This window comes from Streptomyces sp. NPDC107528 (assembly GCF_055639295.1).
Genome location: NZ_JBVKAV010000007.1, coordinates 14573 through 38665, shown reverse-complemented (window position 1 = coordinate 38665; position 24093 = coordinate 14573). Strand labels below are relative to the sequence as shown.

General features: G+C 71.6%; 17 protein-coding genes. 10 read left to right on the top strand and 7 right to left on the bottom strand.

The genetic code is table 11. The features are described 5' to 3' along the window. Positions 1–167: 167 nt before the first annotated feature. Genes ACZ7L5_RS22555 through ACZ7L5_RS22535 form a run of 5 tightly spaced genes read right to left on the bottom strand, consistent with a single transcriptional unit; the run spans position 168 to position 4602 of the window. Entirely contained in the window at positions 168–1037 is an 870-nt protein-coding gene (locus ACZ7L5_RS22555) for a 5-oxoprolinase subunit C family protein (RefSeq protein ID WP_471518502.1), read from the bottom strand. Further along, positions 1034–1651: a 5-oxoprolinase subunit B family protein gene (locus ACZ7L5_RS22550; protein WP_471518501.1), complete on the bottom strand. Its 618-nt coding sequence runs from the start codon at positions 1649–1651 to the stop codon at positions 1034–1036. The genes ACZ7L5_RS22555 and ACZ7L5_RS22550 overlap by 4 nt, the downstream gene beginning before the upstream one ends. Further along, complete coding sequence (locus ACZ7L5_RS22545; protein WP_471518500.1) at positions 1648–2406, bottom strand: LamB/YcsF family protein; 759 nt, start codon at positions 2404–2406, stop codon at positions 1648–1650. Before ACZ7L5_RS22545 ends, ACZ7L5_RS22550 begins: the two co-directional genes overlap by 4 nt. Positions 2407–2437: 31 nt before the next feature. Then, a complete protein-coding gene (locus ACZ7L5_RS22540; protein ID WP_471518825.1) occupies positions 2438–3271 on the bottom strand; it encodes a putative hydro-lyase in 834 nt (277 codons plus the stop codon). 32 nt (positions 3272–3303) lie between these two features. After that, positions 3304–4602 carry an MFS transporter gene (locus tag ACZ7L5_RS22535; RefSeq protein ID WP_471518499.1) on the bottom strand — a complete coding sequence of 433 codons (1299 nt, stop codon included), beginning with the start codon at positions 4600–4602 and terminating at the stop codon, positions 3304–3306. Positions 4603–4751: 149 nt separating this feature from the next. Between ACZ7L5_RS22535 and ACZ7L5_RS22530 the strand changes: the two genes are divergently transcribed. From ACZ7L5_RS22530 to ACZ7L5_RS22510, 5 genes are all read left to right on the top strand, one after another. Further along, positions 4752–5456, top strand: a complete 705-nt coding sequence (locus ACZ7L5_RS22530) for a GntR family transcriptional regulator (protein ID WP_471518498.1) — start codon at positions 4752–4754, stop codon at positions 5454–5456. Between the two features lie 215 nt (positions 5457–5671). Then, the gene (locus tag ACZ7L5_RS22525) at positions 5672–7198 is read left to right on the top strand and encodes a hypothetical protein (protein ID WP_471518497.1); all 1527 of its coding nucleotides are present in this window, start codon (positions 5672–5674) and stop codon (positions 7196–7198) included. 31 nt (positions 7199–7229) lie between these two features. Then, positions 7230–8111, top strand: a complete 882-nt coding sequence (locus ACZ7L5_RS22520; protein WP_471518496.1) for a hypothetical protein — start codon at positions 7230–7232, stop codon at positions 8109–8111. A gap of 137 nt (positions 8112–8248) precedes the next feature. After that, positions 8249–12955: a hypothetical protein gene (locus ACZ7L5_RS22515; RefSeq protein ID WP_471518495.1), complete on the top strand. Its 4707-nt coding sequence runs from the start codon at positions 8249–8251 to the stop codon at positions 12953–12955. Between the two features lie 102 nt (positions 12956–13057). Then, positions 13058–13450 (top strand): hypothetical protein, encoded by a 393-nt coding sequence (locus ACZ7L5_RS22510; RefSeq protein WP_365063056.1) that lies wholly within the window; start codon positions 13058–13060, stop codon positions 13448–13450. Positions 13451–13533: 83 nt separating this feature from the next. Here ACZ7L5_RS22510 and ACZ7L5_RS22505 read toward each other — a convergent pair whose 3' ends face one another. Then, the gene (locus ACZ7L5_RS22505) at positions 13534–14070 is read right to left on the bottom strand and encodes a hypothetical protein (protein WP_471518494.1); all 537 of its coding nucleotides are present in this window, start codon (positions 14068–14070) and stop codon (positions 13534–13536) included. Between the two features lie 421 nt (positions 14071–14491). Between ACZ7L5_RS22505 and ACZ7L5_RS22500 the strand changes: the two genes are divergently transcribed. The 5 genes from ACZ7L5_RS22500 to ACZ7L5_RS22480 are packed head-to-tail and all read left to right on the top strand — an operon-like array spanning position 14492 to position 22441. Further along, the gene (locus tag ACZ7L5_RS22500) at positions 14492–17341 is read left to right on the top strand and encodes a nitrate- and nitrite sensing domain-containing protein (RefSeq protein WP_471518493.1); all 2850 of its coding nucleotides are present in this window, start codon (positions 14492–14494) and stop codon (positions 17339–17341) included. Beyond that, positions 17338–17775: a roadblock/LC7 domain-containing protein gene (locus ACZ7L5_RS22495; RefSeq protein WP_062704455.1), complete on the top strand. Its 438-nt coding sequence runs from the start codon at positions 17338–17340 to the stop codon at positions 17773–17775. The genes ACZ7L5_RS22500 and ACZ7L5_RS22495 overlap by 4 nt, the downstream gene beginning before the upstream one ends. 9 nt (positions 17776–17784) lie before the next feature. Further along, positions 17785–18180, top strand: a complete 396-nt coding sequence (locus ACZ7L5_RS22490) for a DUF742 domain-containing protein (RefSeq protein WP_365063049.1) — start codon at positions 17785–17787, stop codon at positions 18178–18180. Positions 18181–18204: 24 nt separating this feature from the next. After that, a complete protein-coding gene (locus tag ACZ7L5_RS22485; RefSeq protein WP_471518492.1) occupies positions 18205–21855 on the top strand; it encodes a hydantoinase B/oxoprolinase family protein in 3651 nt (1216 codons plus the stop codon). Beyond that, positions 21836–22441 (top strand): GTP-binding protein, encoded by a 606-nt coding sequence (locus ACZ7L5_RS22480; RefSeq protein WP_471518491.1) that lies wholly within the window; start codon positions 21836–21838, stop codon positions 22439–22441. The genes ACZ7L5_RS22485 and ACZ7L5_RS22480 overlap by 20 nt, the downstream gene beginning before the upstream one ends. A 120-nt stretch (positions 22442–22561) precedes the next feature. Here ACZ7L5_RS22480 and glpK read toward each other — a convergent pair whose 3' ends face one another. Continuing rightward, a complete protein-coding gene (gene glpK, locus ACZ7L5_RS22475; protein WP_363039306.1) occupies positions 22562–24082 on the bottom strand; it encodes a glycerol kinase GlpK in 1521 nt (506 codons plus the stop codon). Positions 24083–24093 lie beyond the last annotated feature (11 nt).

The following is a 24093-nucleotide window of genomic DNA, read 5'->3' as shown; positions in this document are numbered from 1 at the left end:
CCGGTGCCCGTGCCCGGACAGCGCTCGGTCCAGGAGCAGCAGCCCGCGCCTGAGGCGGCGTAGCGGTCCCGGGACAGGGCTCGGCCTCCGGAGCGGCATCCCCCGCCGCCTGAGGCGGGCGCAACGCACGCGTGCGTGGCGGGAGGTGGTCGGCGCAGTGGCGGGCGTCAGCGACGGCGTACGGCCACGAAGCGGACCGGCGTGCCCGGTACCGCCTGTGCGGCGGCCGGGAGGTCGGCCGCGCGGACGACGGCGATCACCGGGTAGCCGCCCGTCGTCGGATGGTCGGCCAGGAACACGACCGGCCGGCCGTCGGGCGGGACCTGGACCGCGCCCAGGACCACGCCCTCGCTGGGGAGCTCGCGGGTGAGCGCGCGTTCCAGGGCGGGGCCCTCGGTGCGCAGCCCGATGCGGTTGCTCGCGGCGGACACGCGATAGGGGTGGGAGGTGAAGGCACGCACGGCCGCCGGGGTGAACCAGTCGTCGCGCGGGCCCGGCGTCACCCGCAGGACCAGTTCGGAGGGGGGCGCCGGCTGCGGGGCGACGTCCACGCGCGCGTGCGGCTGCGTCGGCCGGCCCAGGGGGAGCACCGTGCCGTCCGTGAGAGGCGCTGGGCCGAGGCCGGACAGCAGGTCCGTGGAGCGGCTGCCGAGGACCGGCTCGACGGCGATGCCGCCGGACACGGCCACATAGCTCCGTACGCCGGACCTGGCCCCGCCGACGCCCAGAAGCGCACCGGCGGGCACGCGCACCGCAGCGCCCCAGGCGACCGGACGTCCGTCCACCGTGACGCGGCAGGGCGCCCCGCCGACCGCCACGGTCACGGTCGAACGGGGCCGTACCGCACAGCCGTCGAGCGTGGTCTCCAGTACGGCTGCCTCCGGAGGGTTGCCGACCAGGCGGTTGACCAGCGCCGCCGCGGGCCCGTCCAGCGCACCCGAGCGGGGCACCCCGAGGTGGGCGTGCCCGGGCCGGCCGAGGTCCTGCACGGTGGTGAGCGCCCCGGCGCGTACGACGGACAGCGCGCGGTCGGTCATGAGCTCCCCACCGGAACGAAGCGCACGCGCGTGCCAGGCGACAGCAGCGCGGCCGGCACACGCGTGTGGTCCCACAGCACGGCGTCCGCGGTGCCGATCAGCTGCCACCCGCCCGGCGACGAGCGCGGATACACGCCCGTGTACGGGCCCGCCAGCGCCACCGCACCGGCGGGGACGGCCGTGCGCGGCGTGGCCCGGCGCGGGACGTCGTAGCGCGGCGGCAGGCCGGTCAGATAGCCGAACCCGGGGGCGAAACCGCAGAAGGCGACACTGAATTCGGTGTCCGCGTGGATGCGGGCCACCTCGGCCGGGGAGACGCCCCAGTGCGCGGCGACGTCGGTTAGGTCCGGGCCGTCGTAGCGCACCGGGAGCTCGACGACCTCACCCGCGCGCGGGGGAGCGTGCGGCACTTCGGAGGTGGTCAGTTCACAGGCCAGGCGGGCCGGGTCGGCGAGCCCGTCGAGCAGCACCGTACGGGCCGCCGGGACGATCTCGCGGACGGACAGCGAGCCCTGCGCGCGGCGGCGCAGCAGGTCGGCGTGGAGCGCCCGGGCCTCCTCGCCCGAGGCCACCTCGACGAGCAGGGCGTCGTCGCCGACGGGCAGCGCCCTCATACGAAGGCCTCCACGCGCACACCCGACTCCTCCAGCCGCGCCCGCACCCGCCGGGCGAGCTCGACGGCGCCGGGCGTGTCCCCGTGCAGGCACAGGGAACGCGCGCGTACCGCCACGGGAACGCCGGAGTGGGAGGTGACCACGCCCGAGCGTGCCAGACCCACCGAGCGCTCCACGACGGCCTCCGGGTCGGTGACCACGGCGCCCTCCTGGCCGCGCGGCACGAGCGTGCCCTGCTCGGTGTACGCGCGGTCCGCGAACGCCTCCTTGACGGCCGGGAGCCCGGCCTTGGCGGCAAGCTCCAGCAGCCGCGAGCCGGGCAGGCCGAGCACGGGCAGCGAGGCGTCCGCGAGGAGCAGGCCGTCGACGACCGCGCCGGCCTGTTCCTCGTCGTGCACGACGCGGTTGTAGAGCGCGCCGTGCGGCTTGACGTACGACACGCGCGTGCCCGCCGCCCGCGCGAAGACCGCCAGGGCGCCGATCTGGTAGGCCACTTCGGCCGCCAGCTCGGCGGGCGGCACGTCCATCGCGCGCCGCCCGAACCCCGCCAGGTCCCGGTAGGAGACCTGGGCGCCGATCCGTACCCCGCGCTCGGCCGCCTGCTCGCACACCCGCCGCATGGTGGCCGCGTCCCCGGCGTGGAAGCCGCAGGCCACGTTGGCGCTGGTGACGACCGACAGCAGCCGTTCGTCGTCGGTGAGCTGCCAGCGGCCGAAGCCCTCGCCGAGGTCGGCGTTCAGGTCGATGGAGGTCATCGGTCCGTCGTTTCTCCTGTCGGGTGACTTCTCAGGCGATGCGGTACTGCTCGTCACGGGCGTCGGTCAGGAACATCTGGCCCGGTGCGTGGGTGATGGCGAACGGCGGCCGCGAGGCCATCACGGCGGCCTGCGGCGTCACACCGCAGGCCCAGAACAACGGGATGTCGTCCGGCTCCGCCTCGACCGGGTCGCCGAAGTCGGGGCGGCCGAGATCGGCGATGCCCAGCGCCGACGGATCGCCGCAGTGCACGGGGCTGCCGTGCACCGCCGGGAGGAGACCGGTCTCCCGCAGCGCCGCCGCCACATGCTCCGGCGGCACCGGCCGCATGGACACCACCATCGGGCCGTGCAGCCGTCCCGCCGGCCGGCACTGGCGGCTGGTCACGTACATCGGGACGTTGCGGCCCTGCTCGATGTGGCGGATCGGGACGCCGGCCTCGGCCAGCGCCCACTCGAAGGTGAAGCTGCAACCGATGAGGAACGACACCAGGTCGTCGCGCCAGTGCGCACGCACGTCCTTCGGCTCGTCCACCAACTCGCCGTCCCGCCACACCCGGTAGCGCGGCAGATCGGTCCGCAGGTCGGCGCCGTCGGCGAGGACGGTCGTCCAGGAACCGGCGTCCGTGACGTCCAGGACCGGGCAGGGCTTGGGATTGCGCTGGCAGAACAGCAGCATGTCGTACGCCCAGTCGGCGGGCACCGAGATCAGGTTGACCTGGGTGTGCCCCGCGGCGACCCCGGCGGTGGGCCCGGCGAGGCCTTCCCGGAAGCGGGCGCGTGCGTTTTGCGGGCTCCACGCGTGCGCGTGATTGTCGACGAGGGTGAGGGGGCGGTCCGCTTCGAGGCTGAGCGGACGGTCCACCGTCAGGGCGGGCGGACGGTCCTCCGTACGGTTCACGCCAGCTCCTTCCCGCGCGTCTCCGGCAGCCCGAACAGGGCCAGTGCGGCGATGCCGTAGCCGATCGCGCCGAAGACCAGCGCGCCGCCCACGCCCCAGCTGTCGGCCAGGAAGCCGACCATGGTGGGGAAGACGGCACCCACCGCGCGCCCGGTGTTGTACGTGAAGCCCTGTCCCGTGCCGCGCACCGCCGTCGGGTACAGCTCGCTCAGGTAGGACCCGAAGCCGCTGAAGATCGCCGACATGCAGAACCCGAGCGGGAAACCGAGCACCAGGAGCAGGGTGTTGGAGCCACTGGGGATGTTCGCGTACGCCAGGATGCAGCCGGCCGACAGCAGCGCGAACAGCCAGATGTTGCGCCGACGGCCCAGCCGGTCGGTGAGGTACCCGCCGGTGAGGTAACCGATGAAGGCGCCCGAGATCAGGAACGTCAGATAGCCGCCCGTACCGACGACCGACAGGTCGCGCTCGGTCTTCAGATAGGTCGGCACCCAGGTGGCGAGGGTGTAGTAGCCGCCCTGGACGCCCGTGGAGAGCAGTCCGGCGAAGATCGTCGTACGCAGCAGCCCGGGCTTGAAGATGGCCGCGAACGAACCCTTCTGGGGGCTCTGTTCACGTACGGCGACGGCCTCGGGGGCGTCGTGCACCCGGCGCCGCATCCAGATGACGAGCAGCGCGGGCAGTGCGCCGGTCCAGAACATCACGCGCCAGGCCAGGTCGTCGTCGACGAGCGAGAAGACGACGGTGTACATGATCGCGGCCAGGGCCCACCCGACGGCCCACGAGCTCTGGATCGCGCCGAGCGTGCGGCCACGGTGCTTGGCGCTCGCGTACTCGGCGACCAGGATCGCGCCGACCGCCCATTCGCCGCCGAAGCCGAGGCCCTGGAGGGCGCGGAAGACCAGCAGCCACTCGTAGTTGGGGGCGAAGCCGCAGGCGACGGTGAAGACCGCGTACGTGATGACCGTGATCATCAGCGCCTTGACCCGGCCTATTCGGTCGGCCAGCACGCCGGCGAGTGCGCCGCCGATCGCGGAGACCACCAGCGTGACGGTGGTGAAGAGGCCGGTCTGGCCGCTGTCCAGGCCGAAGTACGCGGCCAGCGCCACCATGCTCAGCGGCAGTGTGAAGTAGTCGTACGAATCCAGGGCATAGCCGCCGAAAGCGCCCGCGAAGGCGCGGCGGCCACGCGGGCCGAGGGCGCGCAGCCAGCCGAACGCGCCGTCGTCGTCGGCGCGTTCGTCGGTGCTGGCCTGGGTGTCTTTCAGAGCCTGCGGTGGAGGGGTCGTGCTCATGGGCACCTCGCAGAGAGGGGACGGGGGTGCGGAACTGAGCCGAACGGAGCTGAACTGAGCTGAACGGTGAGCAGCAAGGTAGAGGATCGTTGAACGATCCTTCAATACCCCTGTTGTTTCGTTCTCGGGTCTGCGGTTGAATTCCGGGCATGGCAGAGCAGCTGGGCGGACTGGCCGACGACCGTGCCCTCCTGGGTCGTACGAGCACGGCGGAGCGGGTCTCGGACATCCTCAGAAGCCGCATCGCCGAGGGCTACTTCGCACCCGGCACCCGGCTGTCGGAGGACAGCATCGGAGGAGCGCTGGGTGTGTCCCGCAACACACTGCGCGAGGCGTTCCGGCTGCTCACCCATGAACGGCTCCTCGTCCACGAGCTGAACCGGGGCGTGTTCGTGCGGGTCCTGACGGTGGAGGACGTCGAGGACATCTACCGCACCCGTCGCCTCGTCGAGTGCGCTGTCGTCCGCGGGCTCGGCGAACCGCCTTACCCCCTGGAGGGGCCCGCCGAAGCCGTCGCCGAGGGGCAGCGCGCGGTGCGTGAAGGTGACTGGAAAGGGCTGGGGACGGCCAACATCCACTTCCATCGCGAACTGGTGGCGCTCGCGGGCAGCGAACGCACCGACGAACTCATGCGCAGCGTCTTCGCCGAGCTGCGGCTCGCGTTCCACGTCGTCGACGATCCGCACCGGCTGCACGAGCCGTACCTCGCACGCAACCAGCAGATCCTCCGGGCCCTGGAGGCGGGGGACCGGAGCGGGGCCGAGAAGTTGCTCGCGGTCTATCTCGAGGACTCGCTGGAGCGGGTGGTCGAGGTGTACCGGCGGCGGGTGGGGGAGGGCGAAGCACTCACCTAGGTGAAGCCCTTGCTCACGTGGCTGAAGCCCTTGCTCACGGGGCTTTGTCGGCATGGGGCTGGGGGCGCGGGGCCGAGTTGACATGCGGCGCCGCCGCGACGGCGCTCCCGCCTCCACCGGCCCGCAGACGAGGGCGACCGTGGTCGCCGGGCCACCGCAGGGGGCGATCGGCGTCGTTTGGGTCGTTGTCAGACCTAGGACCTAGTCTGTGCACCGTGACTTCACCCGCATCGACGGACCGTGTTCCGCCCCAGCTCAGCGCGGGGTCGCGCCCTGCTCCGGGCCCGGCCGCCGACGAAGGGCTGGCGCGACGGCTGCGTGCGCTGGCCTGCACCGCGCCGCTGCACGACCTCGATGCGCGCAAGGCCAACCTCGCCGGGGAGTACTCGGTGTACGGCATGGCGGAGGTGGCGCTCGCCGCCATCGACCTGGTCACGCTGAACATGGACTTCGACACGGGTGCCGACCACGACCAGATAGTCGCCAGGCTCATCCCCCGCATCGCCGCCCAGGCCCCGCGGCGGCCCGTCGCCGAGCACGAGCGAGTGGCCCGCTGGGTCCTGGAGAACCTGATCAATGTCGGCAGTGTGGACCGCGGCTTTCGTGCCGTTTACGGCACGTTCGCGCCGGACGGCAGCTATGTCCGCCGTGACTACGACTTCAAGCTGATCGAGGAGGTGCCGGGCCCTGGCGGCACGGTGTATCTCCGTACGACCGACGAGGCGGTCAACGTCCTTGTCGGCGCCCTCGACACCGACGTCACCAGCGCCCAGATCGCCGCCGAGGTCAAGCTCGAAGTGCTGATCAACCGCGGGCGGCTCGCCGATGCCCAGCTGGCCGCCGAGCAGGCCCGGTACCGGACCGTGCAGTACTCGGAAACGCTCCGCAGGGCCCTGGACGCGACCCGGCGCAACGTACGGGCGGTCGACTGGCTGAACGCCGTACCGGACATGATCGCCGAGGCGCTCGACCATGTCGCCGACCGGTACCGCCATGAGAACGCGATCCTGACCAACATCCGCAAGGCGCGGGACGAGACCGAGGACCCCGAGCACAAGCGCCGTGCGGCCGAGCTCGTCGACATCGTCAAGGACTGCATCCGACGCCACACCCAGCTGCAGTCCCGCCTGCTGGAGGCCGGGCCGCTGTTCCGCGCCGAGCAGGACCGGCAGGCCTTCGCAACGCCGATGACGACATCGGGGATCGACCTGTACGGCCATCTCCTCGCCCCCGTCCTGCCCTTGCCCCTGGAGCAGTCCGTCCGGGTCACGGACGCCTTCTTCGCGCGCGGGACCGGGCTGCGTACGCCGGTGTCGGTCCGGGTGGGTGATCTCGTCGACATACTGCTGACGCCGTCCGTGGAGCGGGAGCACCTGGGCGCCGAGATGCCCGAGCCCGACCTCATCGCGACACCGGACGACAGCCGGTTCAGCGAGGAGCAGTTGGCCTCGGCGATGGAGCTGCTGGACCTGCCGGCCGACGCCCCGCGCAGACTGTCGGGGCTGTTGGCCCAGGCACGTCGGCAGGATCCCGAGCTGCCCTACCTGGTGGCTCTGCTGGCGGTCCACGCGGCCAGTCCGCCGGTCGGTACGGCCTACCGGCAGGGCGAGGAGAAGCTGCTGTTCGCCGTGGACGACGGGACGGAGCTGGAGGATCCCGAGTTCGGCGGCGCCGACCTGATCGTGGGGACGGCCCTGCTGGACGCGGCCGGGATGGCGGCGGACAGGACGGAAGCAGCATGAGTGAGCAACAGCGCAGCAAGGAGCCCGGACCGTGAGCGAGCACGCCGAGTGGAGTGACACCGAGGCCCCCGCCCCGTCGGCGACCGCCGCCGTGACTCCCGCCGACGCGGCCGACGCGGCCCGGCTGGTCGCCTTCGGGCTGCAGCCGAAGTTGCAGCCCGCGCGCGATCAGGAGTACACGGAACTGCTGCGGCGATACCGGGAAGACCCGCCGTTCGCGCGGCTCGCGGACGCCGTGGCCGCCGGGCTCGGGCTGGTGGTGCTGGAGGTGTCCCCGCGCGCGGGGATGGCCGTCACGGCCGCCGAGGACTCCGTGTTCGCCGTCCGCATGGGCGACTACGCGCGTCGTACGTCGGCCGACGGCAGCGACCGCTTCCTGCACGGGCTGGCCCATCTCGCCATCGCCGCCATGGCGTTTCCGCGGCCCGAGGACCTGGCCGACGACGGCTACATCGGGCGCGTGACGGTCAACGGCGTCGACGCCTTCGTCCGGCAGGCCTGCCGCCGGCTGGAGGAGCGCGCGGACGAGCAGGGGGAGAACACCGACCCCGCCACGGACGCGCCCGGCCTGGAGGCCGCCTGGCGAATCTGGGTGAGACGCAGCGCGACCGGCGCCACCAAGGACGCGCGCAGACTCGCCGGGTCGACGACCGGCATCGTCGGCAAGGCGGCCGCGTTTCTGACCGACTCAGGGTTTCTCCAGCGGACGGGCGACGACAGCGGCGGCACCTTCCGGACGACCGCCCGTTATCAACTCCAGGTCCGTGACATGGCGGGCAGCGCTGCCATGGCCGAACTGCTGGAGCTGGGCGTGGTCTCGGTCACCGACGGCACACCGACGCTGCTGGCCGCCGAGCACACGGACGACCTGGAGCTGGTGGCCGACGCCGGGCTGCCGTTCCATTCCGCCTGAATCTCCGAACCGGTCTGAGCTCCGATCCACCTGAATCTTCGATTCCGCCCGAAGCCCCGAAGCCCCGAAGCCCCGAAGCCCCGAAGCCCCGAACCCCCGAACTTCCCCGATCTGACGAAGACTTACGAGAGTCCGCCATGTACGAGCTGTCCCGGGTCCGCCTCTACTCCATCGGGCCGGCCGGTGCGCGCTACGCCGACACCGTGCTTGACCTGCGCGGTGTCGGCGAGCCCGTCCCCGATCCCGCGCCCATGCAGGCGGAGTTCTTCGAGGAGGAGCCCGTCGGACCGCCGCGTCGGCCCGCTCCCGCGGGGGTGCTCTTCCTGGAGAACGGCGGCGGCAAGTCGGTCCTCCTCAAGCTGATCTTCTCCGTGATGCTGCCGGGCCACCGCAACACCCTCGGCGGCGCCAGCTCCGGCGTGCTGCGCAAGTTCCTGCTCGCCGACGACTGCGGGCACGTCGCGCTGGAGTGGCAGCACACGCTCACCGGCGAGTGCGTCGTGGTCGGCAAGGCCAGCGAGTGGCGCGGGCGCCAGGTCTCCAACGACCCGCGGAAGTTCGCCGAGGCCTGGTACTCCTTCCGCCCGGGACCCGGGCTGAGCCTGGACAACCTGCCCGTCGCCGAGTCCACCGCCGTGCGGCCGCCCGCTGAGGGCCAGTCGGGCGCGCGGGGCCGGCGGCGCACCATGAAGGGCTTCCGGGACGCCATCACGGAGGCGGGCAAGACGTATCCGCATCTGGAGGTGCACTGGGAGGAGATCCACGACCGCTGGATCGAGCACCTCGGCGACCTCGGCCTCGACCCCGAACTCTTCCGCTACCAGCGGGAGATGAACGCCGACGAGGGCGAGGCGGCCGGCCTCTTCGCGGTCAAGAAGGACTCCGACTTCACCGACCTGCTGCTGCGGGCCGTGACAGACACGCGCGACACCGACGGCCTCGCCGACCTGGTCGGCGGCTTCGGCAACAAGCTGGGCCGGCGGGCCGAGCTGATCGCCGAGCGGGACTTCACCGCCGGTTCCGTCGACCTGCTCGGGCGGATCGTCGAGGCCGCCGAGGCCCGCTCACGCGCGCGTGACATCCACGCCGGGGCCGAGCGGCGCACCCGGACCCTGGCCAGGCGGCTGTCGGCGCGGGGCGTCCAGGAGCGCGTGCGGGCCGGCGACCTCGCGCAGCGGGTCACCGCCGCCGCCTCCGCCGTCACCCACGCCGAGGCGGGCCGGGACCGCAGCGCGCTGATCGCGGCCGAACTGGCCTACCGGCACGCCTCGCTGGCACTCGCGGCTGCCGAGAAGTCGGCGGCGGCGCAGAAGCGCGAGCTCGCCGACGCCCGCACGCTGCACTCGGCCTGGCAGGGCGCCGAGGCCGTCCTGCGGCACCGCGCCGCCGCCGACCGCGTCACGCGCGTGGCCGCCGCCATCCAGGAGGCCGAGCGCGACGCGGCGCCCGCCCTGGCCGCCCGCGCCAAGGCCGCCGTCGATCTCGTACGGGCCCTGCACGCGGCCGCGGAGAGTGCCGAGACCCTCGCCAACGAGGGGGAGGAGCGGTCCGCCGCCCTCCAGGAGGTCAGCGAGTCCGCGCACCGGGACTCCACCGCCGCGGCCACCGAGGCGCAGCGCGCCCGAAGTGAGGTCGGGCATCTGCGCCAGCGGCTGTCCGAGGTCGAGCAGGAGACCGCCGAGGCCGTGCGGGCGGGCTGGCTCGACGACAGCGCGCCCGACGCCGACCCCGCCCGCGCGGCCCTTGCGGCGAGCGACGCCGAGAAGACGGCCGTCGCGGCCTGGGACACCGCCCGTGAGGCCTCCCGGCGTGCTTCGGAACACGCGCGCGAGGCGGCCTCGGCCGAGTCCCGCGCCGAACTGACGGCGGCCCGCGCGGCGGACGCGGCAGCCGGCGCGGAGCGTTCCTACGACGCAGAGCGCCGCCTCGCCGAGGGGCTCGCGGCGGAGGAACGGCTCGCGGAACTGATCGGCCTGACCGGTGAGTCGGGCGCGAAGCGCCGCGCCGCTCTTGCTCCCGGAGCCCTTCCCGCTCCCCGCACGGGTGACGACGGCGAGGGGCACACGGCAGCGCAGAACGTCGCGGAGGCGGTCGCCCAGGGCTCGGTCGACGAAGGCGCCCTCACGCCGGAGGAACTGGACCGGTTCGCCGACGAGTTGCGCGAGCTGCTCGACGACAGCGTCTCCACCGCTGAGCGGCAGTTGTTCGAGCTGCGTACGGCAGCCGCCGACGACTCCCGGATCCTGGGCGCGCTCGGCGACGGCGGGCTGCTGCCGCCCGGACCGGACGTGCTGGCCACCGTGGAGTTCCTCGGCGAGCAGGGCATCCCGGCACTGCCGGGCTGGCGTTACCTCGCGCAGGCGGTCGACCCGGCCGACCACGCGCGAGTGCTGGCCGCCCGACCCGAACTGGTCGACGGCGTGATCATCACCGACCCCGCCACGCACGCGCGTGCCCGCGAGGTGCTGAGCGACGCCGCCCTGCTGCCCCGGTCCGCCGTGGCCGTCGGCACCGCAGCCGCCCTGCTCGCCCCGACCCCGGCGCCGGAGTCCCCGAGCGGCGCCTCTCCTGACGTCTTCCTCGTGCCGCCGAACCCCGCCATGCATGACGAGCACGCCGCCGACGAGGAACGACAGGCGCTGCGTGCCCGGGCCACCGAACGGGACGAGGAGATCCGCGCCCTCGCCGCACGGCTCGGCAAGGACCGGGAACTGGCGGCGCGCCTCGCCTCGTGGCGGACCGGCTGCCCGGCCGGCCGGCTGGTCGAGCTGGCGCAGGCTGCCCGGGACGCGCGCGCGTTCGCCGAGGAGTCCGAGGCGGAGCTGGCCGAGGCGCGGACCGTGCGGACCGAGGCCGACGAAGCCGCCGCCGAGGCCGCGCAGGTCCGCGACGAGCGGCAGGAGGCCGCCCAGAAGGCACGGCGAGCCGCCGACGCCCTGGCCGGGCTGGCGTTCCGGCTGCGCGAGCGGGCCGGCTGGCAGGTCAAGTTGCGTGAACTCGCCGACGAGGCCACCGAGTCCGAGGCCCGCGCGCAGACCTGCCTGGAGCGCGCTCGCGCCGCCGACGAGGACCGTCGCGCCGCCCAGCGCGCCGCCGACGACGCGCGCCGCACCGCGCGTGCCCTGCGGGCCGAGCGCTCGGAGATCGCAGGCGCCCCCGACGACGTGCCGGAAGCCGACGCGGAGGCCCCGAGGGCGTCCCTGCCCGCGCTGCGCGAGGCATACCGGGCAGCCTCCCAGGTGTACGAGAAGGTCGGCGTCGGCGCCGATCTGCGCGCAGAGCAGGCCCGCGCGGAGAGCGACGAGAGCGCGGCACGCGCGGAACTGGACCGGCTCAGCAACAAGGTCCGCACCCGGGCCGAACAACTCCTTGAGTCGACCGACGGCTCCGACGGGCCCTCCCGGCAGGCGGCTGCCTCGCGTGCGGAGGAACTCGTCCAGCTCCTGGAGACCCGGATGTCCAGCGCGAGCGAGCAGCTCGGGCGGTTTCGAGGCGAGGCCGAACGGCACGCGCCCGAGGACGGCGACACCCACACTGACCTGTCCGAGGAACTCCAGCCGCGTGACGCCGAGCACGCGCAGGTCCTGCTGCGCACGTTGACCGCCGAACTCGCCTCCCGCACCGAGGCGTTGACCCAGGCCCGCGAGGCGCACGCAGAACTCCTCGACGCCCACCGCGCCGCCGAGGACGCGGCCGGCGGCTTCGACGAGATCGCCGCAATGCTGCGCGACCTGCTGCGGGAGCACACCTCGGACGAGGAACAGGAGGCGCCGGAGCCGTACCCCGGCAGCACTGAGGAGGCCCGGCACTCCGCCGCCGAGGCCCGCCGGTCGTTGCGCGGCTGCGCCGCCGATCTCTCCGCCGCCGAGGCCGCCGTCCGCGAGGCGAGCGACGTGCTCGTGCGGCACGCCAACTCCACGCGCTACGAACAGGTCCGCACACCGGCCCGCCAGCAGATCCGCGAACTGCCCGCCTCCGCACTGCCTGAACACGCGCAGAAGTGGGCGGACGCCTTCGCGCCCCGGCTCCGCGTGCTCACCGACGAGTTGGCCCAGTTGGAACGGAACCGGGACTCCATCGTGGACCGCCTGCGCGGCCTGGTCGAGTCGGCGCTGACGACCTTGCGGTCCGCGCAGCGGCTGTCCCGCCTGCCCGAGGGCCTCGGTGAGTGGTCCGGACAGGAGTTCCTGCGCATCCGCTTCGAGGAGCCCGACCAGGCCACCCTCACGGAACGACTCGGCGAGGTCATCGACGAGGCCACGCGCGCGGCGGTGAAGAAGAACTCGGACTTGCGGCGCGACGGTATGTCCCTGCTCCTGCGCGGCGTTGCCGCGGCGCTTCAGCCCAAGGGTGTCGCCGTCGAGATCCTCAAGCCGGACGCCGTGCTGCGTGCCGAGCGGGTGCCCGTCGGGCAGATGGGCGACGTGTTCTCCGGCGGCCAGCTGCTGACGGCTGCCATCGCCCTGTACTGCACGATGGCCGCCCTGCGGTCGAACGACCGGGGCCGGGACAAGCACCGCCACGCCGGCACGTTGTTCCTGGACAACCCCATTGGACGCGCCAACGCCACCTACCTCCTGGAGCTGCAGCGAGCCGTCTCGGACGCCCTCGGTGTCCAACTCCTCTACACGACCGGCCTGTTCGACACGACCGCCCTGGCCGAGTTCCCGCTGGTCATCCGACTGCGCAACGACGCCGATCTCAGGGCGGGCCTGAAGTACATCAGCGTGGAGGAGCACCTCCGCCCGGGATTGCCGCAGCAGCCCCAGGCGGGGGAGGCGGTGCGCAGCGAGATCACGGCCACGCGGATGTTCAAACGCCCGGCGGCGCCTGCGACCCCCTAGCCCCGCGGCCGGAGCCGGGAAAACAAGCGGTGAAGTCCCTTTCCTCTCAGGTAGGTTCAGGCAATCGATCAGATGTCCGAAGAGAGGAACCTTGCCTTGCGCATGACCTACCGTCGTCTGACGACCGTTCTCGGGATGGCTGCGGCCTCCGCGTCGGTTCTCGTCCTGGGAACCGCGCCGGCACAGGCCGCCGGCAACATCTTCGACGCCTACAACGCGATCAGCTCACCGAGCGCGAAGACCGAGTTCGCCGAGGACGGCGAGCTTCTCTCGGCGCTCGACCTGAAGCGTGACGGCCATGGCGTCGCCGCCCAGTGGCGCTACAACTCGAGCTCCGCCACCCACTCCTACTACCACGGCGGCGGCTACGCCACCGTCGGGAAGTGGAACCTCTCCTTCGCGGAGGGCACAACCCTGCAGATTCGTGCCTGCCTCCAGGACACGTCCAGCGGGACCCCGTACAGCTGCGGCGGCTGGGAGTACGCCAGGGCCTGACCGTCACAAGTCGGTGAACAGGCGGGCCTTCGGGCCCGCCGCTTTCTCTATCGCGGCCTACTGCTCGTCTGCGTCGGCCACCACTAAGGGTGCGACAACTGCCCCGTCCCGCCTTGCCGGCGTATGCGCTCCTGAGCCCGCTCCACAGCGCGCGCCTGCCGTCGTGCCCTGCGCCGCTCGCGCCGCAGGGACCGGGCTGTGCTGCTGGGCGCCGACACCACGCCGTTGCGCTGGTTCCACACCTGGCGCGTCACCCAGACGTCGAGCGCGGCCCATGTCGCCACCACGGTGCTCGTCACGCTGCTGATGACCATCGGGAACGCCAGCCATGATCCCGCCAGCGTGCACAGGAACGCCACCATTGCCTGGATCAGCGTCAAGGCGATGATCAGAACGGCTCGGACCGCGGCTGTACGCACCGGATCGGGCATCCGGCGCCGCCGCGCGGGCTCCTCGATCCACAACGGCTGGTAATGCGGCTGATCCTGAGCCGCGGCACTCCCGAAGGTCCCGCCTCCGGGTGCCGGAATGTCGCGATCCAGTGCCTCGGAGTCCTGTCGCGCTGTCCGGCGCGCCGCCTCGCCGTCCTCAGGCGCCACGCGCCGCTCCACCGTGTCCATCACCGTGCCACTCCCCACCGTCAGCAGACCGCTCGCACGCATCCGAAGACTCAGCTCCCCAGCGGTTGCCCGGCTTGCGCTGTTTTACGCTGCCCGGGGGCTGGATGCGGCTCCTGTGGCCCAATCCATCCCCATTTCCCGTAGAGAAGGACGATCGGCACGTCCTGAAGATTCCCAAGGAAGGTAGATTTCCGGCCAACTGGCCGGACAGACCGGCCTGATCCGTCCTCCGGGGCGCCCCGGGTTTGCGGGAGGCAATCTCCCGCAATGGCCGGACAACTCCGCATGTCTCGTCACCAGTGCGGAAGTTCAGATTCCGGTTCTCTCTTCGAGTTACGTGTGCGTCGGTAGTAGGCTCGCGCCGATTGTTGACGCACATGTGTGCCCCCTGTCCGGGTGGGGGTTTGAGCTGGGGGAGGCCATGCGCTTTCGCGGGACGTCGATCCGCCGGAAGATGGTGGCGCTACTTCTCGTGCCGCTGGTGTCCCTCACCGCGATCTGGGGTTTCGCCACGGTAATCACGGGGCGGGGTGCGGCGCAGCTCTTCACGGTGTCGTCCCTCGTCGAGAAGATCGGCTACTCCACTGAGGACGCCGTCCGCGTTCTCCAGCAGGAACGCCGCCAGGCGCTGGTCTATCTCGCCGACCGCCGGGCCTCGGACGCGCTGTCCGCACTGCGGGTCACCCGCAACGCGACCGACGCCGCCGTCGCCGAGATCCGCAAGAACGCCAAGGACCCCGACGTCCGCGACGGGCTGGACCAGGGCGACAGCGAGCGCCTCACCGCCGTGCTGGACGCCTTCGACGGCATCAACCCCCTGCGTCGCAGCGTCGAGGACGCAACGGTGAGCCGCGCCGACGCCCTCCACCAGTACAACCTTCTCGTGGACCCCTGCTACACCCTCCTGGCCTCACTCGACGGCGTCGACAACGTGGCGATGGACAAACAGGCCCGCGCCCTCCTCAACGTCACCCGCGCCCGCGAACTGCTCTCCCGCGAGGACGCGTTGCTCAGCTCCGCCCTCGTGGTCGGCAAGCTCTCCGGCGACGAGATACGCGACGTCTCCGATCTCATCGCCCAACGCACGCTCATGTACGAGGTCAGCCTGACCGACCTGCCCTCGGCCGAGCGCGCCCGCTTCGAACGCTTCTGGAAGAACGCCTCCACCGCCCCGCTGCGAGTCGCCGAACAGGACGTCATCTCCTCCCAGGCGGGCAGGCCCAGCGCGGTCGACGCAAAGCGCTGGGACACTGTCGCCGGCAGCGTCCTGGATGAGCTCAGCAAACTCAACGACGAGGCGGGCGCCCGCTATCAGGACCGCGTCAGCCCCGTCGCGATGAGTGTCATCGTCAAGGCGGCCGTCGCCGGGGTCCTCGGTCTGCTCGCCCTGTTGTTCTCCCTCTTCCTCTCCGTGCGCATCGGCCGCAGCCTCGTCCGCGACCTGCGGCAGCTGCGCCTGGATGCCCACGAGGCCTCGGGCGTACGACTGCCCAGCGTGATGCGCCGCCTCTCCGCCGGAGAACAGGTCGACGTGGAGACCGAGGTCCCGCGTCTGGAGTACGACAAGAACGAGATCGGCGAGGTCGGACAGGCCCTCAACACCCTGCAGCGCGCCGCCGTCGAGGCCGCAGTCAAGCAGGCCGAACTGCGCGCCGGGGTCTCCGAGGTCTTCGTCAACCTCGCCCGCCGCAGCCAGGTCCTTCTCCACAAGCAGCTCACCCTCCTCGACACCATGGAACGCCGGACCGAGGACACCGACGAACTCGCCGACCTGTTCCGCCTGGACCACCTGACCACCCGTATGCGCCGGCACGCCGAGGGCCTGGTGATCCTCTCCGGCGCCGCCCCTTCCCGGCAGTGGCGCAAGCCCGTGCAGCTCATGGACGTCGTGCGCGCCGCGGTCGCCGAGGTCGAGGACTACGAGCGCATCGAGGTCCGCCGCCTGCCCCGCGTCGCCGTCACGGGCCCGGCCGTCGCAGACATCACCCACCTCGTGGCCGAACTCCTGGAGAACGCCACGGTGTTCTCCCCGCCGCACACCGCCGTCCAGGTGCTGGGCGAGCGCGTCGCCAACGGCTTCACCCTGGAGATCCACGACCGCGGCCTGGGGATGGCGGCCGACGTGCTGCTGGACGCCAACCTCCGACTGGCCGAGACACCCGAGTTCGAGCTGTCCGACACCGACCGGCTCGGCCTGTTCGTCGTCAGCCGGCTCGCCCAGCGGCAGAACGTCCGCGTCTCGCTGCAGCCCTCGCCGTACGGCGGCACCACGGCCGTCGTGTTCATCCCCGACGCGCTGCTCACCGACGACGTCCCGGACACCAACGGCATCGGTTTCCGTCTCGACCGGCCCACGCCCGCCAAGGAGGCCGAGCTGGAGGAGTCGCGCCGGACCGCACTCTCCCAGGTGCCTGCCCGCCTGCCCGGCCTGCCCGCCGCGCTCCTCGACGGCCCGGTCGAGCTTGAGGCCCCGGTCGATCTCGACGCCCTCAGTGACTTCCCGGACACCCTCGGCGACGAGGACGGCGAACGCGGCGGCCTCTTCCGCCCACGTCGTACCCTCGCCCCCATGGAGGACGAAGCGACGGTCCCGCCCGGCACACAGCACCCGGTCTCCGGTATCCACGGCGGACCGGACCACGCCGAGCCGGACAACGACCCGAGCGCGCCTGTCCCGCTGCCCCGCCGCGGGACGCCCAAGCTGGTCAGTTCCCACGGACGTCCGGTCACCGAGCAGCGCTCCCGGTGGGAGAAAGCAGACGCGGAATCGCCGACAGGCGCGACCCGTCCGCAGCCGAACGGCCTCGCTCCGCTGCCGTCCCGCCGCCGCGGAACGGGACCACATGGTGAGGGAGCGGGCGCGCCCGACCGGATCGGTGACCACACCGACGCAGCGCCCTCTGCCGGGTACGACCACGCTGAGCCGTCGGAGCCCCCGGCTCTCCCGAGGCGCACCCGGCGTCCCGCGATCGCCTCGAGCAACCCCGGCCCGGCCCCGAATCCGACCGACCCGCCGAAGGAGGCCGGCTCCGGCGCGGGAGCGCTGCCCCGGCGCGTACGCCAGGCCAGCCTGGCTCCGCAGCTCAAACAGGGCCCGGCACCGCGCTCCGAGGAGAAGCCGGAGCTCGCCGAGCGGGACGCGGACGAGGTCCGCAGCCGCATGGCCTCCCTCCAGCGCGGCTGGCAGCGCGGCCGCCAGGAGAACGCCGCGGGCGACGACGCCCACAGCGGCACAGCACCACAACGAACGACTAAGGGGGACGGTCGATGACCGCACCGAAGGCGACCGGCCACACCGCGACCAACCAGTCCGGAGAGCTCAACTGGCTCCTCGACGACCTGGTGGACCGGGTCGCCAGCATCCGCAAGGCCCTCGTGCTCTCCGGCGACGGCCTGCCGACGGGGGTGTCCAAGGACCTGACCCGCGAGGACAGCGAGCACCTGGCCGCCGTCGCGTCCGGCTTCCACAGCCTTGCCAAGGGCGTGGGCCGCCACTTCGAGGCGGGCAACGTCCGGCAGACCGTCGTCGAGCTCGATGACGCCTTCCTGTTCGTGACGGCCGCCGGTGACGGCAGCTGCCTCGCGGTGCTCTCGGACGCCGACTCCGACGTCGGTCTGGTCGCGTACGAGATGACCCTCCTGGTCAAGCGTGTCGGCGTGCATCTGGGTACCGCTCCGCGCACCGATCTGCCCGCGGGCGGGTAGTGGGATGGCATGAGCGCTGACGGTCAGGGAAGAAGCCACTGGTTCGACGACGAGGCCGGCCCGGTCGTCCGTCCGTACGCCATGACGCGCGGCCGCACCAGCAGTGCGGCCCAGCACCGCCTCGATCTGATCGCGGTGGTCGTCGCGGAACCGCAGGCGGACGATCCGGAAGCGGACTCGACGCTGTCCCCGGAACACGTGGACATCGTCGGACTGTGCCGTGACGCCCCGCAGTCCGTGGCCGAACTCTCCGCCGAGCTCGACCTGCCCATCGGCGTCGTACGGGTCCTCGTCGGAGATCTCGTGGACTCGGAATTCGTCCATGTGAACCGGCCGGTACCGCCTGCCGAGATGGTGGACGAGAGTATTCTGCGCGACGTGATCAACGGCCTGCGGGCGCTGTGAGCGGCGCGGAAGCGGGGTAGTGACGTGACAGGCTGGCAGTTCTGGGTCGACCGAGGCGGCACCTTCACGGACATCGTCGCGCGACGCCCGGACGGCCGTCTGCTGACGCACAAGCTGCTGTCGGAGAATCCGGCGCGATACTCCGATGCGGCCGTGGCGGGCGTGAGTCAATTGCTGGACGGCTCCGAGGACCCCATCGAGGCCGTCCGCATGGGCACCACGGTCGCCACCAACGCCCTCCTCGAGCGCAAGGGCGAGCGGACCCTGCTCGTCATCACCAGCGGCTTCCGCGACGCCCTGCGCATCGCCTACCAGAACCGCCCGCGCATCTTCGCTCGCCGCATCGAGCTGCCCGAGCTGCTGTACGAACGAGTCATCGAGGTCGACGAGCGCATCGCGGCCGACGGCAGCCTCCTGCACGCTCCCGACCTCGACGCCCTCACCGGCCCCCTCCAGGAGGCCTACAACGACGGGATCCGCGCCGTCGCCGTGGTCTGTATGCACAGCCACCTCCACCCCGCGCACGAGCAGGCCGTCGGAGAGCTCGCCGCCCGCATCGGCTTCCCGCAGATCTCGCTGTCCAGCGAGGTCAGCCCGCTGATGAAGCTGGTCCCGCGCGGGGACACCGCCGTCGTCGACGCCTACCTCTCGCCCGTCCTGCGCCGCTATGTCCAGCACGTCGCCGACGAACTCGAAGGCGTGCGGCTGATGTTCATGCAGTCCAACGGCGGCCTCGCCGAAGCCGGACAGTTCCGCGGCAAGGACGCCATCCTCTCCGGGCCCGCCGGCGGCATCGTCGGCATGGCCCGCATGTCGCAGCTCGCCGGCTTCGACCGCGTCATCGGCTTCGACATGGGCGGTACGTCGACTGACGTCTCGCATTTCGCGGGCGAGTACGAACGCGTCTTCACCACGCAGATCGCCGGTGTCAGGCTGCGCGCCCCCATGCTGGACATCCACACCGTCGCGGCCGGCGGTGGCTCGGTCCTCCATTTCGACGGGTCCCGCTACCGCGTAGGGCCGGACTCGGCGGGCGCGGACCCGGGCCCTGCCTGCTACCGGGGCGGCGGGCCGCTCGCGGTCACCGACGCCAACGTCATGCTCGGCCGCATCCAACCCGCCCACTTTCCCCAGGTGTTCGGACCCGACGGGGACCAGCGCCTCGACGACGCCCTCGTCCGTGAGCGCTTCACCGCCCTCACGAACGAGATCCGCGAGCAGACCGGCGACGACCGAACGCCCGAGCAAGTCGCCGAGGGCTACCTGCAGATCGCGGTCGCCAACATCGCCAACGCCGTGAAGCGGATCTCCGTCCAGAAGGGCCACGACGTCACCCGCTACACCCTCACCACCTTTGGCGGCGCGGGCGGCCAGCACGCATGCATGGTCGCCGACTCGCTCGGCATCCGCACGGTCCTCGTGCCTCCCATGGCCGGCGTCCTCTCCGCGCTCGGCATCGGCCTCGCCGACACGACGGCCATGCGCGAACAGTCCGTCGAGGCACCTCTGCGAGCCGCCTCGATGCCCGGGATCCTGAAGACGGCCGACGACCTGGGAGCTGTCGCCCGCACCGAACTCCTCGACGAGGACATCCCCGAGGACCGCATCCAGGTCACCCGCCGCGCCCAACTCCGCTACGACGGCACCGACACCACCCTCACCGTCGAGCTCACCGAGCCCGATGCGATGAGGCACGCCTTCGAAGAACGTCATCGCGCCACGTACTCCTTCACCCTCGACCGCCCGATCGTCGTCGAAGCCCTCTCCGTCGAAGCCACCGGCATCACTGAACCCCCCGATCTCTCCGCTCTCGCCCCTCACGAAGCCGCCCCTGAAGGCAGCCCGGCCACTCCGGGAACCGTCCGCCTCCACACGGGCGGCACCTGGCGCGACGTACCCCTCCACCGCCGAGAGCACCTGCCTCCCGGCGAAACCGTCACCGGCCCGGCGATCATCACCGAGGCCAGTGCGACGACCGTCGTCGACGACGGCTGGCAAGCCGCGACGACCGACGACGGACATCTGGTCATGGAACGCGCGGCGATTACACAGAGTTCCGATCTCGACACGAAAGCCGACCCGGTTCTCCTTGAGGTGTTCAACAACCTCTTCATGTCCATCGCCGAACAGATGGGCGCCCGCCTCGAATCCACCGCCCAGTCCGTCAACATCAAGGAACGCCTGGACTTCTCCTGCGCGCTCTTCGACCCGGACGGAAACCTGGTGGCCAACGCCCCGCACATCCCCGTCCACCTAGGCTCGATGGGCACGAGTGTCCAGGAGGTCATCCGGCGCCGCGGCTCCCGGATGCGTCCCGGCGACACCTACGCCGTCAACGACCCGTACCACGGCGGCACCCACCTGCCCGACGTCACGGTGATCACCCCGGTCTTCGACACGACCAGCCCGACGAACACGGAGGGTGAGCCGGAGATCCTCTTCTACGTCGCCTCACGCGGCCACCACGCCGAGATCGGCGGCATCGCGCCCGGCTCCATGCCCGCCAACAGCCGCACCATCGACGAGGAGGGAATCCTCTTCGACAACTGGCTGCTCGCCGAGAACGGCCGCTTCCGCGAGGAGGAGACGCTCGGCCTGCTCACCCAGGCGCCCTACCCGTCGCGCAACCCCCAGACCAACCTCGCCGATCTGCGCGCCCAGATCGCCGCCAACCGGAAGGGTGTCGAGGAAGTCGCCCGGATGATCGACAACTTCGGCCTCGACGTCGTCCAGGCGTACATGAAGCACGTCCAGGACAATGCCGAGGAAGCGGTGCGCAGGGTCATCGACGCCCTGGACGACGGCGAGTACGCCTACGAGACCGACTCGGGGGCGATCATCCAAGTCCGCGTGCGCGTGGACCGCGAGAACCGCTGCGCCACGGTCGACTTCACCGGCACGTCCCCGCAGCTGACCACGAACTTCAACGCCCCCTTCTCGGTCGTCAACGCGGCTGTCCTGTACGTCTTCCGCACTCTCGTCGCCGACGACATCCCGCTCAACGACGGCTGCCTGCGCCCTCTGGACATCGTCGTGCCGCCCGGCTCCATGCTCGCCCCGGAACCCCCGGCAGCGGTCGTCGCGGGCAACGTGGAGACCTCCCAGGCCATCACCGGCGCCCTCTACGCCGCGCTCGGCGTCCAGGCCGAGGGCTCCGGCACCATGAACAACGTCACCTTCGGCAACGAACGGCATCAGTACTACGAGACCGTGGCCTCCGGGTCCGGAGCGGGCGACGGGTTCCCCGGCGCACCCGTGGTCCAGACCCATATGACCAACTCGCGGCTCACCGATCCCGAAGTGCTGGAGTGGCGACTGCCGGTACAGCTCGACGAGTTCGCCGTACGGCGCGGCAGCGGCGGGGCCGGGCAGTGGCGGGGCGGGGACGGCGCCGTGCGCCGCATCCGCTTCCACGAGCCCATGACCGTCTCCACCCTCTCCCAGCACCGCAGGGTCCCGCCGTACGGCATGGCGGGCGGAGAACCCGGCGCGCTGGGAGCCAACCGCGTCGAGCACGCGGACGGCACGGTCACCGCGCTCGGCGCCAGCGACTCGGCTGACGTCGGAGCCGGCGACGTACTCGTCATCGAAACCCCTGGCGGCGGAGGCTACGGCCCACCGTCGCGCGACCCCCATCAAGCAGGAGAAGAGATCGATGATCTTCGGGCGTTCTGAGCGCGGGAAGCCTCCGGTCGAGCCCGTCACGCTCAAGATCCTGGTGGCCGGCGGCTTCGGCGTGGGCAAGACCACCCTCGTCGGCGCGGTCAGCGAGATCAGGCCACTGCGCACTGAGGAACTGCTCACGGAGGCCGGACGGCCGGTCGACGACACGAGCGGTGTCGAGGGCAAGCGCACCACCACCGTGGCCATGGACTTCGGGCGCATCACCCTGCGCGAGGACCTGGTGCTGTACCTCTTCGGCACGCCCGGCCAGGAGCGGTTCTGGTTCATGTGGGACGAGCTGTCCGAGGGTGCGCTCGGCGCCGTCGTGCTCGCCGACACCCGGCGTCTCGAGGACTGCTTCGCGGCCGTCGACTACTTCGAGCGGCGCTCCATACCCTTCCTCGTCGGCGTCAACTGCTTCGAGGGAGCCGACCGTTACCCGGCGGAGGACATCCGGCAGGCCCTCGATCTCGACGACGGCGTACCGCTGCTGCTGTGCGACGCCCGCGACCGGGAGTCCGTCAAGGAGACCCTCATCGGTGTCGTCCAGCACGCGATGGCCTACCAGGCCGACCACCGGCAGACCGTGGCCACCTGACGCCCGGACGACGGGCACGGCCCGTACCCCCGCCGACCGGGGTACGAGCCGTGGGTCATGGCGGCTCGCGCGTGCCTCACGCCGAGTGCACGCACGCGTGGACCGCTTTGAAGGCGGCGGTCAGCTATCGCCGTCCTCCAGCCAGCCGAAGCTCTTCTCCACCGCCTTGCGCCATTGGTGGTACTCGCGGTCCCGCTCCTGGGCGGTCATGCTCGGCGTCCACTCGACGTCCTTCGCCCAGTGCGCCTTGAGCTCGTCCAGGTCGTTCCACACGCCGGTGGCCAGCCCCGCCGCGTACGCGGCACCCAGGCAGGTTGTCTCGGAGATCTTGGGCCGGATCACCGGCACGTCGAGCACGTCCGCCTGGTGCTGCATGAGCAGGTTGTTCTTCGTCATGCCACCGTCGACCTTGAGGGTCGTGATCTGCACGCCGGAGTCCTGGTACATGGCGTCCACGACCTCGCGCGTCTGCCAGCTCGTCGCCTCCAGCACCGCGCGCGCGAGGTGCGCCTTGGTGACGTACCGCGTCAGTCCGGTGACCACTCCGCGCGCGTCGGAACGCCAGTACGGCGCGAAGAGGCCGGAGAAGGCGGGCACGATGTACGCGCCGCCGTTGTCCTCGACGCTCGCCGCAAGGGGCTCGATCTCGTCGGCGGTGCGGATGATGCCGAGCTGGTCGCGGAACCACTGGACCAGCGCGCCCGTTATGGCTATTGCCCCCTCCAGGCAGTACACGGGCGCTTCGCTGCCGATCTTGTAGCCCATCGTCGTCAGCAGCCCGCTCTTCGACGGCACCGGCCGGTTGCCGGTGTTGAGCAGCAGGAAGCTGCCCGTGCCATAGGTGTTCTTCGCGGTGCCGACGTCGTAGCAGGCCTGCCCGAACACGGCTGCCTGCTGGTCGCCCAGGGCCGAGGCGACCGGCACCCCGGCCAGCTGTCCGACGGCGGTCCCATACACCTCCGAGGACGACTTGATCTCCGGGAGGACGGCTTCGGGGACGTTCATGGCCGACAGGATGGAGGGGTCCCACTGGAGGGTCTCGAGGTTCATCAGCATGGTGCGTCCGGCGTTCGTCACGTCGGTGACGTGCTGCCCGCCGTTCGTGCCGCCCGTGAGGTTCCAGATCAGCCAGGAGTCGATGGTTCCGAAGGCGATCTCGCCGCGCTCGGCGCGGTCCCTGAGGCCCGGCACGTTGTCCAGCAGCCAGGCAGCCTTGGGGCCGGAGAAGTAGCTGGCCAGCGGCAGCCCGGTCTGCTCACGGAATCGGTCCTGACCGTCGGAACCCCCCAGCTGGTTGCACAGCGCCGCCGTACGGGTGTCCTGCCACACGATCGCGTTGTGCACCGGCTTGCCCGTCGCGCGGTCCCACAGAACCGTCGTCTCGCGCTGGTTGGTGATCCCGAGCGCGCTGAGCTGGTCGGCACGCAGGCCGGCCTTGGCTATCGCGCCGGCGACCACCGCCTGCACCTTGGACCAGATCTCGGTGGCGTCGTGCTCCACCCACCCGGGCTTGGGGAAGATCTGGCGGTGCTCGCGCTGGTCGACGGCGACGATGGCGCCGCTCTGGTTGAAGACGATGCAGCGGCTGGAGGTGGTGCCCTGGTCGATCGCGGCGACGTACTTTTCGGCGTTGTCCGTCATGGCTACCCCTT

What these genes read in the sequence shown, in the direction of transcription:
- ACZ7L5_RS22510 (WP_365063056.1), top strand. Translation starts at nt 13,058, where the DNA reads ATGACCTACCGTCGTCTGACGACCGTTCTCGGGATGGCTGCGGCCTCC.
- glpK (WP_363039306.1), bottom strand. Translation starts at nt 24,082, where the DNA reads ATGACGGACAACGCCGAAAAGTACGTCGCCGCGATCGACCAGGGCACC.
- ACZ7L5_RS22495 (WP_062704455.1), top strand. Translation starts at nt 17,338, where the DNA reads ATGACCGCACCGAAGGCGACCGGCCACACCGCGACCAACCAGTCCGGA.
- ACZ7L5_RS22535 (WP_471518499.1), bottom strand. Translation starts at nt 4,602, where the DNA reads ATGAGCACGACCCCTCCACCGCAGGCTCTGAAAGACACCCAGGCCAGC.
- ACZ7L5_RS22490 (WP_365063049.1), top strand. Translation starts at nt 17,785, where the DNA reads ATGAGCGCTGACGGTCAGGGAAGAAGCCACTGGTTCGACGACGAGGCC.
- ACZ7L5_RS22555 (WP_471518502.1), bottom strand. Translation starts at nt 1,037, where the DNA reads ATGACCGACCGCGCGCTGTCCGTCGTACGCGCCGGGGCGCTCACCACC.
- ACZ7L5_RS22530 (WP_471518498.1), top strand. Translation starts at nt 4,752, where the DNA reads ATGGCAGAGCAGCTGGGCGGACTGGCCGACGACCGTGCCCTCCTGGGT.
- ACZ7L5_RS22500 (WP_471518493.1), top strand. Translation starts at nt 14,492, where the DNA reads ATGCGCTTTCGCGGGACGTCGATCCGCCGGAAGATGGTGGCGCTACTT.
- ACZ7L5_RS22545 (WP_471518500.1), bottom strand. Translation starts at nt 2,406, where the DNA reads ATGACCTCCATCGACCTGAACGCCGACCTCGGCGAGGGCTTCGGCCGC.
- ACZ7L5_RS22505 (WP_471518494.1), bottom strand. Translation starts at nt 14,070, where the DNA reads ATGGACACGGTGGAGCGGCGCGTGGCGCCTGAGGACGGCGAGGCGGCG.
- ACZ7L5_RS22550 (WP_471518501.1), bottom strand. Translation starts at nt 1,651, where the DNA reads ATGAGGGCGCTGCCCGTCGGCGACGACGCCCTGCTCGTCGAGGTGGCC.
- ACZ7L5_RS22480 (WP_471518491.1), top strand. Translation starts at nt 21,836, where the DNA reads ATGATCTTCGGGCGTTCTGAGCGCGGGAAGCCTCCGGTCGAGCCCGTC.
- ACZ7L5_RS22515 (WP_471518495.1), top strand. Translation starts at nt 8,249, where the DNA reads ATGTACGAGCTGTCCCGGGTCCGCCTCTACTCCATCGGGCCGGCCGGT.